This window comes from Mycolicibacter longobardus (assembly GCF_002102265.1).
In the GTDB taxonomy this organism is placed as follows: domain Bacteria; phylum Actinomycetota; class Actinomycetes; order Mycobacteriales; family Mycobacteriaceae; genus Mycobacterium; species Mycobacterium longobardum.
Window position 1 is genome coordinate 58,355 of the sequence record NZ_LQPG01000019.1, and the last position, 15,022, is coordinate 73,376.

The 15,022-nt window shown below is 69.3% G+C and carries 12 protein-coding genes and 2 riboswitches; of the genes, 4 read left to right on the plus strand and 8 right to left on the minus strand.

Annotated features, from left to right (window positions below; translation table 11 throughout):
- Positions 1-8: 8 nt before the first annotated feature.
- The gene (locus AWC16_RS11100; protein WP_085264801.1) at positions 9-1,493 is read right to left on the minus strand and encodes a flavin-containing monooxygenase; all 1,485 of its coding nucleotides are present in this window, start codon (positions 1,491-1,493) and stop codon (positions 9-11) included.
- A gap of 106 nt (positions 1,494-1,599) precedes the next feature.
- Here AWC16_RS11100 and AWC16_RS11105 point away from each other — a divergent pair, with 106 nt between their 5' ends.
- Together AWC16_RS11105 and AWC16_RS11110 are read left to right on the plus strand one after the other, a co-directional pair.
- Positions 1,600-1,788, plus strand: a complete 189-nt coding sequence (locus AWC16_RS11105; RefSeq protein WP_085264802.1) for a hypothetical protein — start codon at positions 1,600-1,602, stop codon at positions 1,786-1,788.
- A 129-nt stretch (positions 1,789-1,917) separates the two neighbouring features.
- Positions 1,918-2,919, plus strand: a complete 1,002-nt coding sequence (locus tag AWC16_RS11110; protein ID WP_085264803.1) for a beta-ketoacyl-ACP synthase III — start codon at positions 1,918-1,920, stop codon at positions 2,917-2,919.
- A gap of 5 nt (positions 2,920-2,924) precedes the next feature.
- On the opposite strand, the gene AWC16_RS11115 is transcribed toward AWC16_RS11110, so the two are convergent.
- The 3 genes from AWC16_RS11115 to thiC are packed head-to-tail and all read right to left on the minus strand — an operon-like array spanning position 2,925 to position 6,075.
- A complete protein-coding gene (locus AWC16_RS11115; protein ID WP_085264804.1) occupies positions 2,925-3,542 on the minus strand; it encodes an alpha/beta hydrolase family protein in 618 nt (205 codons plus the stop codon).
- Entirely contained in the window at positions 3,542-4,378 is an 837-nt protein-coding gene (thiD, locus tag AWC16_RS11120; protein WP_085264923.1) for a bifunctional hydroxymethylpyrimidine kinase/phosphomethylpyrimidine kinase, read from the minus strand. Before thiD ends, AWC16_RS11115 begins: the two co-directional genes overlap by 1 nt.
- Positions 4,379-4,434: 56 nt before the next feature.
- On the minus strand, positions 4,435-6,075 hold the full coding sequence (gene thiC, locus AWC16_RS11125) for a phosphomethylpyrimidine synthase ThiC (protein WP_109561369.1): 1,641 nt from the start codon (positions 6,073-6,075) through the stop codon (positions 4,435-4,437).
- Positions 6,076-6,080: 5 nt separating this feature from the next.
- Positions 6,081-6,185, minus strand: a riboswitch (TPP riboswitch).
- Positions 6,186-6,331: 146 nt separating this feature from the next.
- On the opposite strand from thiC, the gene AWC16_RS11130 reads away from it, so the two are divergent.
- Together AWC16_RS11130 and AWC16_RS11135 are read left to right on the plus strand one after the other, a co-directional pair.
- A complete protein-coding gene (locus AWC16_RS11130; RefSeq protein ID WP_085264805.1) occupies positions 6,332-8,077 on the plus strand; it encodes an MFS transporter in 1,746 nt (581 codons plus the stop codon).
- A gap of 81 nt (positions 8,078-8,158) precedes the next feature.
- Positions 8,159-8,326: riboswitch (M-box (ykoK) riboswitch) on the plus strand.
- A 231-nt stretch (positions 8,327-8,557) separates the two neighbouring features.
- Positions 8,558-8,752: an Rv1535 family protein gene (locus tag AWC16_RS11135; protein ID WP_085264806.1), complete on the plus strand. Its 195-nt coding sequence runs from the start codon at positions 8,558-8,560 to the stop codon at positions 8,750-8,752.
- Positions 8,753-8,805: 53 nt separating this feature from the next.
- Here the strand turns inward: AWC16_RS11135 and AWC16_RS11140 are convergent, their stop codons facing one another.
- The 4 genes from AWC16_RS11140 to AWC16_RS11155 all read right to left on the minus strand — a co-directional run bounded on the left by AWC16_RS11140 (position 8,806) and on the right by AWC16_RS11155 (position 15,019).
- Positions 8,806-9,084 (minus strand): hypothetical protein, encoded by a 279-nt coding sequence (locus AWC16_RS11140; protein WP_085264807.1) that lies wholly within the window; start codon positions 9,082-9,084, stop codon positions 8,806-8,808.
- On the minus strand, positions 9,081-13,553 hold the full coding sequence (locus tag AWC16_RS11145) for a cation-translocating P-type ATPase (protein ID WP_207572305.1): 4,473 nt from the start codon (positions 13,551-13,553) through the stop codon (positions 9,081-9,083). The genes AWC16_RS11140 and AWC16_RS11145 overlap by 4 nt, the downstream gene beginning before the upstream one ends.
- A gap of 10 nt (positions 13,554-13,563) precedes the next feature.
- Positions 13,564-14,055 carry a hypothetical protein gene (locus AWC16_RS11150; RefSeq protein WP_085264808.1) on the minus strand — a complete coding sequence of 164 codons (492 nt, stop codon included), beginning with the start codon at positions 14,053-14,055 and terminating at the stop codon, positions 13,564-13,566.
- Between the two features lie 160 nt (positions 14,056-14,215).
- Positions 14,216-15,019, minus strand: a complete 804-nt coding sequence (locus tag AWC16_RS11155) for an exodeoxyribonuclease III (protein ID WP_165759211.1) — start codon at positions 15,017-15,019, stop codon at positions 14,216-14,218.
- Positions 15,020-15,022 lie beyond the last annotated feature (3 nt).

The following is a 15,022-nucleotide window of genomic DNA, read 5'->3' on the forward strand; positions in this document are numbered from 1 at the left end:
CTTAGAGGTCAGGCGATTTGATAGTCCTCTAACGGGAAGTGGGAACCGTCGCGCACAGCGTTGCGCACCGTGGTGGGCCGCAGCAGGGTCGCTTCGCCGCTGGGATTGAAGTAGTAGGACCGTGACCCGGCGCAACTGCCGGCGTAAAAGACCGAGCGGTCCAGCCGCTTGGTCATGTCGTCGAGGAAGCGGGTGTTGGCGGCCTCGGTGACTTCGAAGGTCTTCGCGTCGCGGCGCTGCAGCTCGCCGAACAGCCGGCCGATGTGCCGCATCTGGTACTCCATCGTGTTGAAGAACGACAGACCGCAGAACGCGTAGGGGCTGGCCAGGCTCAGGAAATTCGGGAACGCCGGAATCGACACACCCTGGTAAGCCTGGAACCGGTTCTCCCGCCACCACTTCCCCAGATTGCGCCCGCCCTTTCCGACGATCTCGATCGCCGGGAAGTTGGCCTCCCACATGTCGAAGCCGGTGGCCAGCACCAGCGTGTCGATCTCGCTCTTGCGCCCGTCGAGGGTCACGATGCCGTTCGGCTCGATGTGATCGATCCCGGCTGTCTCCAGGTGTACGTGCGCCTTGTTGAAGGTGCGGTAGTAGTCGTTGGACCAGCTGGGCCGTTTGCAGCCGATGTCGTAGCTCGGGGTCAGCTTGGCCCGCAGCTCCTTGTCCCGGATCGAGATGAACCGGTGGATCTTGCACAGGTCCATGGCGCCGATCGACAGCCGGCGGAAATAGGGGAAGTTGAGGATCCCGACGAACGTCATGAACCCCAGCAGACCGTCGGTCACATACCGCACCGCGCGTTGGGTCATCGGAAGCCGGGCGAACAGTTTCTGCACGGCGGGGGAGATCCCGAAGTCCAGCTTGGGTGCCACCCAGATCGGCGTGCGCTGGTACACCGTGAGGTCGGCGACCGTCTTCGCCAGCTCCGGGATCAGCTGCACCGCGGTGGCGCCGGTGCCGATCAGGCCGACCCGGCGGCCATGGAAGTCGTGGCTGTCATCCCAGGCGGTGGTGTGCACCACCTTGCCGCCGAAATCGGCGATGCCGGGGATGTCCGGGGTGTGCGGCTGAGACAGGAAACCCGTCGCGGTGATCAGGTAGCGGGCGCTCAGGGTGGAGCCGTCGGCCAGACCCACCTGCCAGCGCTGGGCCTCCTCGTCCCAGCGCGCGCCCTCGACGGTGGTGTTGAAGCGCATGTGCCGGCGCACGTCGTACTTGTCGGCGACGTGTTCGGCATAGCGCTTGAGCTCCGAGCCGGTGGCGAACACCCGCGACCAGTGCGGGTTGGGCTCGAACCAGTAGGAGTAGGTGGTCGAGGGGATGTCGACCGCCAGACCGGGGTAGCGGTTGACATGCCACGTTCCGCCGAGATCGTCCTCACGCTCGAGCAGAACGATGTCGTCGTAGCCGAGCTTCTTCAGCTCGATCGCCGCGCCCATCCCGCCGAAACCCGCACCCACGATGACGACGTCGAACAGCTCCGTACTCATGAAATCACGGTACCTGACTCACCGGTAAGCAGCGAAGCTCCTCAGGCGGGCCGGGCGATGGGGGACAATAACGGTGCATGCTGTTCAGGGAGTACGGGAGGCGATCATGACCATCCGCGACAGCGAAGTCAGCGACGTGGATCTGGCCGGTCAGGCGGTGCCGATAGCGGAGCCGGATGAGGAGCGGCCGGATGCCGAGATCACCGCAGACCGCTACGCCGACCGTGCCGCCGAAGCCGATGTGATCGAGCAGCACCAGGGCGTGCCCCTGGGGGAGGACGACTACGACCGCTGAGCGGTCACCGGCTTTGCGCAGTGCCACTGAGATCCCGCGGGGTATCGGGGTCACCTGCGGCCGACGTTGGACGGTATTGTCTAGACGGTTTAACTAGCCGCCGCCGGCCCGCCACTGAAAGATCTTTCCTTGAGCGAGATTCGCCATCCTGCCGCCGCCCGACCGGTCGGCCTGCTCGGGGTCGGCGCGTGCCGCCCGCCGCGGGTGGTCACCAACGACGAGATCTGCCTGCGCATCGACTCCTCCGACGAGTGGATCTACTCGCGTACCGGGATCAGGTCCCGCCGGTTCGCCGGTCAGGGCGACACCGTCGCCGGTCTGGCCGTCGAAGCCGGCCGCAACGCGTTGTCCAGCGCCGGGATTGACGGATCCGCGGTGGAGGCGGTGATCGTCGCGACCAGCACGAACTTCCGCCAGACCCCGTCGTGCGCGCCGAGCGTGGCGGTCGCCCTCGGTGCGTCGGGAATACCCGCGTTCGACGTCGCCACCGGCTGCGCGGGGTTCGGCTACGCGCTGGGGGTGGCCGCCGACCTGCTGCGTGCCCGAACGATCAACAACGCGTTGGTCATCGGCTCCGAGGTGCTCTCGACGACCATCGACATGGAGGACCGCTCGAACTGCTTCATCTTCGGCGACGGGGCCGGCGCTGTGGTGATCGGTGAGACGCCGGTGAACGGCATCGGGCCGACGGTGTGGGGCAGCGACGGCGAGAACTGCGACGCCATTCGCCAGGACATCGACTGGATCAGCTACACCGAGCATCCCGACGGGCCCCGGCCCTTTCTGCGGATGGACGGCGGCGCCGTATTCCGTTGGGCGGCATTCGAGATGAGCGGCGTCGGCAAACGCGCGCTGGCGGCCGCCGGCCTGGAACCGCACGACATCGATGTCTTCATTCCGCACCAGGCCAACAGCAGGATCAACGCCGTCATCGCCAAGAGCATGGAACTGCGATCCGATGTCGTCATCGCCAACGACATCGAGACCACCGGCAACACCTCCGCGGCATCCATCCCGCTGGCGATGGAGCAGCTGCTGTCCACCGGCGCCGCCAAGTCCGGTGACCTGGCCCTGCTGCTCGGATACGGATCGGGCCTGAGCTACGCCGCCAGTGTCGTCGTCCTGCCCTGAGCGGTTCAGCCCAGCAGCCGTAGCGCCGCGTCGACCGCCAGCGCCGGGACATCGAGTGTTTTGGACGCCAGATCGTGGCGGGCGCCGGTGATCTCGACGACCTCGTGCCCGGCGGGCACCAGCGCGGCGGCGGCGTGGATCTCCGCCAACGTGCCGAAGGGATCCGAGCTGCCGTGGGTGAACACCGTGGGCACGCCGATCTCGGGCAGGTGCTCGGTGCGAGCACGCTCGGGCTTGCCGGGCGGATGCAGCGGATAGGAGAACAGCGCGAGCAGATCCACCGCAACGCCGCCGGCGGCCACCACCATCGAGGTCTGCCGTCCGCCGTAGGAGTGCCCGCCGGCGATCAGCGGACCGTCGGCCAGGCCACGGGCATACTCGATGGCCGCGGTGATGCCGTCCCGGTCGCCGGCGCCCGATCCCGACGGCGGGCCCTTGGGGCGGCGCCGCCGAAACGGCAGGTTGTAGCGGATCGCCAGGAGACCGCGGCGTGCCCACTCTTCGCAAAGGCGTTGCAGCATCGGCGAATCCCGGTTGCCACCGGCGCCGTGGGTCAGCAGCACCACACCGGTCGGGGTGCCGTCGGGACGGTGCGCGATGCCGGCGACGTCTGCCAGGCTCATCAGCGGCCCCGACCCAACCGGAACAACGGCGAGACCGGGCCGTGCCCGTGGCCCAGCGGATAGGCGGCGCGCAGGCATTCGGTCACCCACCGTTTGGCCAACGCCACCGCATCCGGTACGGAAAACCCGTGCGCCAGCGCGGCCGCCGTGGCCGCGGCCAGCGTGTCGCCGGCGCCGTGGTCGTCGGCGGTGGCCACCCGCGGCCCGGGGAACTCCAGGAAGTCGTTGCCGTCATAGAGCAGGTCCGGGCTGTGCTGCGCCGACGGCAGGTGTCCCCCCTTGACCAGCGCCCATCGCGGTCCCAGGGCGTGCAGCGCTCGCGCGGCCGCGCGCTGGGATTCGGTGTCGACCACCTCGATCCCGACCAGCAACCGCACCTCATGCAGATTCGGGGTGACCAGGGTGGCCAGCGGAAACAAGGTGTCGCGCAGTGCGTCCAGCGCCGACGCCGCCAGCAGCGCATCACCGTGCATGGAGGCCGACACCGGATCGACCACCAGCGGAACCGTCAGCCCGAGCTCTCGCCACGTCGCGGCCACCGCGGTGATGATCTGCGCCGACGCCAGCATTCCGGTCTTGGCGGCCTGGATCCCGATGTCGGGCACCACCGCCTTGATCTGGGCGGCGACGGTGTCGGCGGGAACCTCATGAAAGCTTTTGACTCCCACGGTGTTCTGCACCGTCACCGCCGTGACGGCGACGCAGGCGTGCACGCCGAGCAGCGCGCACGTGCGCATGTCCGCCTGAATGCCCGCACCGCCGCCGGAGTCCGATCCGGCCACGGTGAGAACCCGTGCCGGTGTCGACCCCGGCGGCGCCAGCGGCAGAAAATCCACTGTGCTGGATGAGTGGCGACCCGCTTCGCCCGGCTCCGCCGCGCTTGCGATCACCACTAGGACGAGATGGGCAGGTACACCCGATTGCCGTGGTCGGCGAATTCGGCCGACTTCGCGTCCATGCCCTCCTGGATCGCGGCGTCGATGTCCTCCTGGGTGTGCAACCCGTGCTCGGTGGCGTAGTCGCGCACGTCCTGGCTGATCCGCATCGAGCAGAACTTCGGGCCGCACATCGAGCAGAAGTGCGCGGACTTGGCCGGCTCGGCGGGCAGCGTCTCGTCGTGGTATTCGCGTGCGGTGTCGGGGTCCAGGGACAGCGCGAACTGGTCATACCAACGAAATTCGAAGCGGGCCTTGGACAGTGCGTTGTCGCGGTCCTGGGCGTGCGGGTGCCCCTTGGCCAGGTCGGCGGCGTGTGCGGCGATCTTGTAGGCGATCACCCCGTCCTTGACGTCCTTGCGATCCGGCAGGCCCAGGTGCTCCTTGGGAGTCACGTAGCACAGCATCGCGGTGCCGGCCTGGGCGATGATGGCCGCGCCGATCGCCGAGGTGATGTGGTCGTAGGCGGGCGCGATGTCGGTGGCCAGCGGCCCCAGGGTGTAGAAGGGCGCCTCGTCGCACCACTCCTCCTCCAGCCGCACGTTCTCGACGATCTTGTGCATGGGGACGTGGCCGGGACCCTCGATCATCACCTGCGCGCCACGGGATTTGGCGATCTTGGTCAGTTCGCCCAGGGTGCGCAGTTCGGCGAACTGGGCTTCGTCATTGGCGTCGGCGATCGAACCGGGCCGCAGCCCGTCGCCGAGGGAGAACGTGACGTCGTAGCTGGCCAGGATGTCGGCCAGCTCTTCGAAGTTGGTGTAGAGGAACGATTCCTGATGCCGCGACAGGCACCACGACGCCATGATGGAGCCGCCGCGGGACACGATGCCGGTGACCCGCTTGGCGGTCAGCGGCACATACCGCAACAGCACCCCGGCGTGCACCGTCATGTAGTCCACACCCTGCTCGCACTGCTCGATCACGGTGTCGCGGTACAGCTCCCAGGTCAGCTTGGTCGGGTCGCCGTTGACCTTCTCCAGGGCCTGATAGATCGGCACGGTCCCGATCGGAACCGGGGAGTTGCGCAGAATCCACTCGCGGGTCTCGTGGATGTCCTTTCCGGTGGACAGGTCCATGACGTTGTCGGCGCCCCAGCGGGTCGCCCATACCAGCTTGTCGACCTCTTCGGCGATCGAACTGGTGACCGCGGAGTTGCCGATATTGGCGTTGATCTTCACCTTGAAGGCCTTGCCGATGATCATCGGCTCCAGCTCGGGGTGGTTGTGGTTGGCCGGGATCACCGCCCGTCCGCGGGCGACCTCATCGCGGACCAGTTCCGCCGGTAATCCCTCGCGGGCAGCGATGAATGCCATCTCGGCGGTGATCTCGCCGGCCTGGGCCCGCTGCAGCTGGGTGCCGCGATCGGTCACCACGCCCGGCCGCGGCGGTAGGCCGCGGTGCAGGTCGATGTCGGCGTGGGCGTCGGTGTAGGGCCCGGAGGTGTCGTAGACGTCGAAGTGCTCACCGTTGGTCAGGTTGATCCGGCGGAACGGCACCTTCATCGTCACGCCGCCGGGAGCTTCGATCTCCCGGTAGGCCTTCTCGCTGTACGGGATGGGCCCGGTGGTCACCTGCGGCTCCACAGGTGCGTTCAAGACATCAGTCATGGTCTTCCTCTCCCTTGCCGGCATTACCCGGTCAGGTTCGTACGGTCGACGGCCCCGGCCGTCCTCTCAGCGCACTGGTTGCGCTCCCGCGGATCGGTGAATTTCTGCACTGCTCGTTCCTGCACTGCCACGCTATCGCAGCGCGGCACCGGGCGTAAGGCGCCGATCAGGGCACCTGTGACGCGGATTAGGCATCTGATCCTTTGATTAGCTAACATAAACGCTTCGGACCGAGGGAGCTTCGATGACGGCGCAGATCGAGCGGGTGAGCCCCGACGTTCAGGACCCGGGCGCCGCCCCTCGCCGTTTGCGCTACGACCGAGACCACCCCCGCTACAAGTGGATCGCACTGTCCAACACCACGCTCGGGGTGCTGCTGGCCACCATCAACGGCTCGATCGTGCTGATCTCGATGCCGGCGATCTTCCGTGGCATCGGCCTGAACCCGCTGGACCCGGCGAACGTCAGCTACCTGCTGTGGATGTTGATGGGATACCTGCTGGTCTCGGCAGTGCTGGTGGTGTTCTTCGGCCGGCTCGGCGACATGTTCGGCCGGGTGCGCATCTACAACTGGGGTTTCGTGGTCTTCACGGTCGCGGCGATCGCGCTGTCGATCGACCCGTTCGACATGGGCCGCGGCGCCCAGTGGCTGATCGCCTGGCGGGTGGTGCAGGGCGTCGGCGGGGCGATGCTGATGGCGTCGTCGTCGGCGATCCTCACCGACGCGTTCCCAGCCAATCAGCGCGGCATGGCGCTCGGCGTCAACCAGGTGGCCGCGGTCGCCGGGTCCTTCGTGGGCCTGCTGATCGGCGGGCTGCTGTCGGAGTGGGACTGGCGGGCGGTGTTCTGGGTCGGGGTGCCGATCGGAGTGCTGGGGACCGTCTGGTCACTGCGCTCACTGCACGAACTCGGTGAACCGGCACCGGCCAGGCTGGACTGGGCGGGTACCGCGACGCTGGGACTCGGCCTGACCGTGGTGCTGACCGCCATCACCTACAGCATTCAGCCGCACGGGGCTTCGCCGACCAGCTGGACCAGCCCCGCGGTGGTGGGCTCGCTGGTGCTCGGGCTGGCGCTGCTGGTGCTGTTCTGCTTCATCGAACTGCGGGTGGACGCTCCGTTGCTCGATGTGCGGCTGTTCGCGATTCCGGCGTTCGGGTTGGCCAACGTGGCGGGGCTGATGTCGGCGATCGGGCGCGGCGGCATGCAGTTCATGCTGATCATCTGGCTGCAGGGCATCTGGCTGCCGCTGCACGGCTATAGCTATGAATCCACCCCGCTGTGGTCGGGCATCTACCTGCTGCCGATGACGGCGGGCTTCCTGCTGGCCGGCCCGTTGGCCGGGTCGCTGTCGGACCGGCACGGCGCCCGCCCGTTCACGGTCGGCGGCATGCTGCTGATGGCGGCGACGTTCGTCGCGTTGGTTCTGCTTCCGGTGGACTTCGACTACCGAGTGTTCGCCGCGCTGGTGTTTCTCAACGGGCTCGGGGGCGGGATCTTCACCGCTCCCAACAGTGCCGTGGTCATGTCCAGCGTTCCGGCCGACCAGCGCGGGGCGGCCTCGGGCGTGCGGGCCACGTTCTTCAACGCCGGCACCTCGCTGTCGATCGGCATCTTCTTCTCGCTGATGGTGATCGGGCTGGCCAACACGCTGCCGACGGCGATGGACGCCGGATTGCAGCAGCAGGGGGTGTCGGCCGGGGTCGCCGACCAGGTGGCTCACACGCCGCCGGTGGGCAGCCTGTTCGCGGCGTTCCTGGGGTACAACCCGATCGCCGAACTGCTGGCGCCCTCCGGTGCGTTGACGCAGCCCGGCGTCGACGCCCAGGTGCTGACCGGGCACAGCTTCTTCCCGCAGTTGATCTCCGGGCCGTTCCACACCGGGCTGGCGGTGGTGTTCGCCGCCGCGGCGGTGATGATGCTGCTCGGAGCGCTCACGTCGTGGATGACACCGGGGCGCTACGCAAGCCAGGAACTGGTACGCAAGTGACTGGTGTGACTAGCGCACGCAACACGCCCGGGAATTTTCCCGAGTTGACCGCGGGCTCGTCGGCAGGCACTATGGACCTTGCAAGCACCTCGTTAGGTGAGGCGTCTGCACGGACATAGGCCACTGACCCCGAACGTCGAAAGACGCCCCGGGTCAGGACAGCTCCTCCCGGCTTAAGGGTTGAGCCCAAGTGGCTTCCCGTTAGGGACACGCCGTGCAGTGCCAAAGCTCTGACGAGAGGGGTGCGGTCTCCCGACAGTGGTCGGAGCTGCCTCCCAAAGCATGCGGTGAAACCGGTACGCCTGTGCGCGTGCCCGCGACCGAGAGGAGGTGAGGGACGAATGAGTTCCGGTGATAGTCCGAGCCGATATCTGACTTCTGTTCCGTCCCCATCCGAACGGTCGCATACCGCCTCCAGCTGAGCCACGATTCCGGCCTCCAGCTGAGCGCGTAGCGCCGTTACGCGACTAGGAGGCAATCATGGTTGCAATCGCATACACCGACATCTCGGCTCCGGCCCCGCGCGCCACGAGCACGCCCAAGAAGCTGGACCGGCGCCCGGCCGCGCCCGCGTCGGACCCGTTGGTCGACATGACCACCCGGCTGCTCAGCGGTCCGTTGCACCAGATGTACGCACTCCTGTGGCGCGCCGGAGTGCTGACCGTCAACAACTGAGCTCAAGCGTCGGCGAGGCCTTGGGGGGCCGAGCTGAGGCGGCTACTCCGCCTCTACTCAGCGTCCTCCAGGGCCTCGCCGAGTTGTTCGAGCACCTCGTTGTGCTGGTTGCTGGCCAGAATGTGGCCGGCAGCCACCGCGACGGCCACCGGCCAGTCGATGATCTCGAACGCGGCCAGCAGCGCCAGCCCGCCGTAATAGGCCAGTTGCTCAGGCCGCGGCACCGTCACCTTGCCGAACAGCGGCAACTCGACGGCGAAGCCCTCCGCCTGGCGAATGTGGGCCACCGCCTCCCGCTGGGACGCGCTGCGGCGCGGCTTGTCCGCCATCATGAACCTCCTGGTGGCGACGGGTCGCCGGATGATCGGGCCGCGACCGTTCCGCGGCGAGAACCAGTGTCCCCATTGTGCACAAGCCGCAACCGGGGTGCGGGGTGGTCATCGGGTGCCGGGGTGCCGTCCGGCCGCCGCGGCCCGGGAACCATGAACTCCTTGGGCACCGGCGCGTCGTCCCGCAGCGCGGACAGCAGCCGCGGTACCACGGCCGCGCCGACGGTCGCGACCGTCGCGGTACCCAGGGCCTGAGCCCAGCCCAGCGGGCCCAGCGGGGTGCAGCCCAGCAGTTGGCTGACACCCGGGATGGTGATCAACGTTCCCATCACGCCGAGCGAGCCCACAGCGGTTGCCACCACCAGCGGATCGTGCGAGTCCAGCAGCGTCTGGCCCAGCTGCGTGGCGACCAGCGACACCAGCGCGACCGTCGAGGCTCGCTGCTGGCGCCCGGTGACCGAGGCCAGGCCCCACGCACCCACCGCGGCCGAGGCCGTCGTCACCCCGCGCACCGCCACCGTGCGCCACAGCGCGCGCTCATCGGGACCGTGTCCGCCGTCGGCGGCGGTCTCGTTGAGGGAGCTGACAGCCAGCGCGGTGGCCGGCAGGGCGTCGGTCAGCATGTTGACCAGCAGCAGCTGGCGAGCGTTCAGCGGTGAGCGTCCGGTCAGTGCGCTGCCGATGATCGCGAATGCGACCTCACCGGCGTTACCGCCCAGCAGCACCGCCACCGCCGCCTGCACCCGCTGCCACAGCTCGCGGCCTTCGTCCAACGCGTCGAGCAGGGTCTCGATCCGGCCGTCGAGCAGAACCACGTCAGCAGCGGTGCTGGCCGCCTCGCTGCCGTGCGCCACCACGGCGATCCCGACGGTGGCGGCCCGGATCGCCGCGGCGTCGTTGGCGCCGTCACCGACCATCGCCGACACCTTGCCGGAGCGTTCCAGGGTCTGCACGATCTGCACCTTGTTCTCCGGCGACATCCGGGCGAACACCACCCGGTCGGCCACCGCCCGCTCCTGATCCTTGCGGGACAACGCATCCCACTGCGCGCCGCTGATCACCTGATCGCTGCTGACGTCCAGGCCCAGCTCCCGGGCGATCGCCGTGGCGGTCAGCGGGTGGTCACCGGTGATGAGCCGCACCGGGATTCGGCGACGCTCCAGGTCGGCGAGCAGTTCGGCGGCCTCTTCGCGCGGGGTGTCGGACAGCCCCAGCAGGCCGACGAACGTCAGTCCGTCGCTGCAGAACTCGGCGATCTCATCGGGTTCCGGGTCGTCGCCAAGCGATTTGCGCTCCCCGGGTGTCAGGTCGCGGCGGGCCACCGCGATCACCCGCAAGCCGTCGGCAGCCAGCGCAGCCACCGACTTCCGGACGGCCGGTCCGGCGCCGGTGCACGCCAGCACCACTTCCGGGGCGCCCTTGAGCGTCAACTCGGATCCGCGCACCGAGGCCGAGAACGCGCGCCCGGAGCGGAACGGCAGGTGCGCCGCGGGACCCTCGGGTGCCGGTGCACCGGCGGAGACCGCAGCCTCGATGATGGCGTTGTCGGTGGCGTGCACCTGGCGGGTGCCGTTGGACACCGGGGCCGCGCTCGCCGCGTAGCGCAGCACCTCCTCGTCGGTGAAGCCGGCCGCCGGATGCACCTGCGCCACCCGAAGCCGGTTGCGGCTCAGCGTCCCGGTCTTGTCGAAGCAGACCACGTCGACCCGGCCCAGCGCCTCGACCGAACGCGGCACCCGCACCAGCACGCCGGCCTTGGTCAACCTTCGGGCCGAGGCCTGCTGGGCCAGGGTGGCCACCAGCGGCAGCCCTTCCGGAATGGCCGCAACGCTGACCGCGATACCGCTGGACACCGCCTGACGCAATCCGATGCGGCGGGCCATGCCCAGTCCGGTCACCAGCGCGCCGCCGGCCAGGCTGATCCGCCACGCCTTGCTGGTGAGCAGGCTCAGTTGATGCTGCAGCCCGATCGCGGACTGGTCGCCGGCCACCAGCTCGGCGGCCCGGCGGCCCTGGGTGTCGGCGCCGGTGGCGGTCACCAGCGCCACGGCGGTGCCGGTCACCACGGTGGTGCCCGCGTAGACCATGCATTCCCGGTCCGCCAGATCGGCACCCGGAGTGGCCTCGACCTGCTTGACCACGGTCAGCGACTCACCGGTCAGCGACGATTCGTCGACTTCCAGATCGATCGCCTCGATCAGTCGTCCATCGGCGGGCACCACCTCGTGGGAGTGGACCTCGATCACATCGCCGGGGCGCAGCTCCGCGGCGGCGACCTCGCAGTGGCTGCCGTCGGGCAGGACCTTGCGGGCCGGTGGGACCTGTTCGTTCAGCAGCACACTGAGCCGGCGTTCGGCGACGAGTCGCTGCGCGGCCGCCAGCATCGCGTTGCCCCCCAACACCGAACCGACCAGCATCGCGTCCACCGGCGAACCCAGCACCGCGCTGGCCGCGGCTCCCAGTGCCAGCACCGGAGTGATCGGGTCGGACAGTTCACTGCGCACGGCATGGGCGAACTGCCAGAACAGTCGGGGCGGCGCGGTCCGCTGGGCGCCGCGGCGAGCCAGATCAACCGCCGCCAGCGCAGCCGCCGCAGCGGGTGCATGCTCGGTCTTGCTCGCAACCACCAGGTCCGGCGTGGGAAGCACCGTCCGCACCTGCTCGACTGACATCGCGTGCCACTCGTGCACCGGCGCCGGCCGCGGCGCTGCGGCGTCCACGGCACGGCGGGCCAGCCAGTAACCCGACAGTGCGCCGGCCGCCGCCCCGGTGGTCACCGGACCCGGCCCGCTGCCGCGCACCCCGGGCAGCATCAGCAACGACCCCAATATCGAAGCCCCGGTGGAGATCTCGATACCGCGGCTACTGGCGGACCGGGCGGCCGGCAGCGCATGCAGCACCCGCCACACCGCGGCCAGGTCGGTCAGCAGCACATCGGCGCACCAGGGCGGGGACCCCCCACCCGGCAGTACGCCCAGCGCAACGTCTGCTGCCGCCAGAGCCTCGACGGCAGCCGAGGACAGCACCGCGACGTCATGGCCATCGGCTTGGTAGGCGGCCACCGCGGCCGCCAGCGCCTCGTCCACCGAGGCGCCGTCCAGCGGCCGGATCTCATCGAAGATCGGCCGCAGCTCCCCAAGCGCCTCGGCCTCGACCGAGATCACCTCGACGTCGGCGTGCCGGGCCTCGGTCACCACCGCGGTGGCCAGCGGCAGCAGCGCGGGTTGGAACGACGCTTCCACGCCGGGGTGCGGGCCGACCCGGTGCCAGCCCGGTGTCAGCCCGGTGTCGCTCAGCCGGGATTGGGCCTGCGCCCACGCGGCGCGCAGTTCGTCGTCGTCGGCGCCGCGCACCTGCACCACCCTCAGGTCCTGGCCGCACAACACCCGCGGGTCGATGATCACGGTGTCGACCCGGTCGAGCTCACGCAGGCTGCTCGGCCGCAGCACCACGGCGCCGTGCTGGTCGGCCAGCCCGCGGCCCAGCGTCGCGGCGAACGACTCGCTTGCGGTGCGGGTGGCCTTCGGCGCGGCCACCGCCGCGGCGGTGCCGGCCAGGTCGGGATTGCGGGTCACGGCGGCGATCCCCCCGGCGCCGAGGGCCTGCACCCACGCGCTGCGCGTCAGATGGCGTTCGATCGGGCCCGGCGGCCGCGGTTCCGGCCGCTGCGAGACAGCGATCGGCGGGTGGTCGGCATAGTCGGCCAGCTCCGGTTCGCGGCGCCGCCAGGCCCGCGCCGCGGCACGTTCCTCGCCGGCGCGCATCGCCTCCACCGACAGGTCCACCGCCAGCGCCGTCGGAGCCTGGTTGAGGGTGTGCACGCCCGCGCTTGCCAGCGACAACAGTGCGTCGGTCGCCTGCTTGCCGATGCTGTCCTCCAGCAGCCTGCGCAGCCGCGGCTGGTAGTCGAGGACGACCACGCCGGCTTCCAGGCCCAGCGGCAGGCCCGGCAACCGCAGCAACCGGCCCACCGTCGCCACGCCCAGGCCGGCGACGTTGGCGCCGACCGTCAAAGTGCGCAGCACCTGCGTCAGGCCGTCACCGGGCAGGCTCGCCGGAGCACGGACGGCCACCGAGCGGTACCGGTTCTCGGTGTCAGAGACCACCCGGCACAGTTCGCGCAACGACACGACGTCTGCGGTGGTCTGGTCGAGCCCGACCACCAGCCGCGACAGTGGATGGTTCAACCGGACGGAGGTGACTCCGGGCAGGGCCCGGGCCGCGCCGAGCAGGGCTGTGGCCAACTCGGAGCCATCCGGTCCGTCGAGTCCACGGACCTGTACCCAGGCCCGCCCCTCGCCGCGGAAGCACCGCCGGGACAGCACCGGGCCCCCGTCGCCGTTCGGCAGGACCGCCGCGGCCAGCTCATTCGCGGTCTGGACCGACGCGTCTACCAACGCGGAGGTGAGTTGGACACCGAAGTTCGCTGCGCGCAGCGGGAAGGAACGCCTGATGGCGCGACTTAGATTCACTCGCACCCGATCAGTGGCGGGTGCGCGCACGGGCGCTGCTGCCGCTACCGCGCGACGGGCGTGCTGTTGCCTTCTTGGGCTGCGGGCTGCGCCGTGGCGCACTCGCCGACTTCGGTTTCGCCGGCTGCGCTGCCTTCACGGACTTCAACGGCCGTGACTCCGCGGTCGGAGGCTTCTTCGCCGGCGCCGCGGCCGGCGGCTTGCGGTCGTCGGACCGATTGCTGAACTGCTTGAGCACCAATGCGGTGCCGCCTACCGCCACCAGCACCGGCCACTCGACCAACCCGGCGACGCCGAGGGCGCCCAGAGTCAGTGCGGCCGCGGGGGTGGAGTGGCTGCCGGTGCTCAGGCCGCGTTGCGCGCCGCTGGCCGCACCCTTCAGGCCGCCGATCACTCCGTTGAGCGCGGCCCCGCCGATCGCGCCGGCCGCCTCAGTGGTCATGGTCGCCGCGCGGGTTGCCGCCCCGGCGACCTTTCGTACCGTCCCTGAGACGGCGTTCATGGGTATTCCCTGCCCTTCAAATGAGCACTCTGGATAGTCAGACCATCCTAGGCGTTAATCCGCCCGTACTCCGGAATCCACACCGAATTCATATAACGGCGGTTCAGCGAGGCTCGACGGAGGAGAGGGGAAGCTGGGACCGCCGCATATACACGGCGGTTCAATCCCGTTGGATCTCCACCAGTACCGGCGCGTGGTCGCTGGGCGCCTTGCCCTTACGTTCCTCCCGCACGATCTCGGCGTGCGCGACCCGGGCCGCCAAAGCCGGCGAGCCCAGGATGAAGTCGATGCGCATGCCCTGCTTCTTCGGGAACCGCAGCTGGGTGTAGTCCCAATAGGTGTAGACACCGGGGCCGGGCGTGAACGGCCGCACCACATCGAGGTACTGCGCTTCGGCCATCGCGTGGAATGCCGTGCGTTCCGGTTCGGAGACGTGTGTGGCGCCTTCGAAGAACTCCATGCTCCACACGTCATCGTCCTGCGGTGCGATGTTCCAGTCGCCCACCAGTGCGATCGGCGCCGAGGGATCGTCACGCAACCAGCCCTCGGCGGTATCACGCAGCGCGGCAAGCCATTCCAGCTTGTAGGTGTAGTGCGGGTCCACCAGGGTGCGTCCGTTGGGCACATACAGGCTCCACACTCGCACCCCGCCGCAGGTGGCGCCCAGCGCTCGCGCCTCAACCGTGGGGTCGGCGTCGGGCTTGGCCCAGGCCGGCTGGCCGGGGAAGCCGACCTCGATGTCATCGAGGCCGACCCGCGAGGCGATCGCCACCCCGTTCCACTGGTTCAGGCCGACATGGGCCACCTCGTAGCCCAGCTCGTGAAACGGCAGCGTCGGGAACTGCGCGTCGGTGCACTTGGTCTCCTGCATGGCCAGCACGTCGACCTCGGCGCGGGCCAGCCAGTCGGTCACCCGATCCACCCGAGTGCGGATGGAGTTGACGTTCCAGGTGGCCAGTCGCAGCGC

Bases quoted from the DNA above. Each gene is read 5' to 3' on its own strand.
- AWC16_RS11100 (WP_085264801.1), bottom strand. From the start codon at position 1,493: ATGAGTACGGAGCTGTTCGACGTCGTCATCGTGGGTGCGGGTTTCGGC.
- AWC16_RS11105 (WP_085264802.1), top strand. From the start codon at position 1,600: ATGACCATCCGCGACAGCGAAGTCAGCGACGTGGATCTGGCCGGTCAG.
- AWC16_RS11115 (WP_085264804.1), bottom strand. From the start codon at position 3,542: ATGAGCCTGGCAGACGTCGCCGGCATCGCGCACCGTCCCGACGGCACC.
- AWC16_RS11130 (WP_085264805.1), top strand. From the start codon at position 6,332: ATGACGGCGCAGATCGAGCGGGTGAGCCCCGACGTTCAGGACCCGGGC.
- AWC16_RS11135 (WP_085264806.1), top strand. From the start codon at position 8,558: ATGGTTGCAATCGCATACACCGACATCTCGGCTCCGGCCCCGCGCGCC.
- AWC16_RS11140 (WP_085264807.1), bottom strand. From the start codon at position 9,084: ATGATGGCGGACAAGCCGCGCCGCAGCGCGTCCCAGCGGGAGGCGGTG.
- AWC16_RS11150 (WP_085264808.1), bottom strand. From the start codon at position 14,055: ATGAACGCCGTCTCAGGGACGGTACGAAAGGTCGCCGGGGCGGCAACC.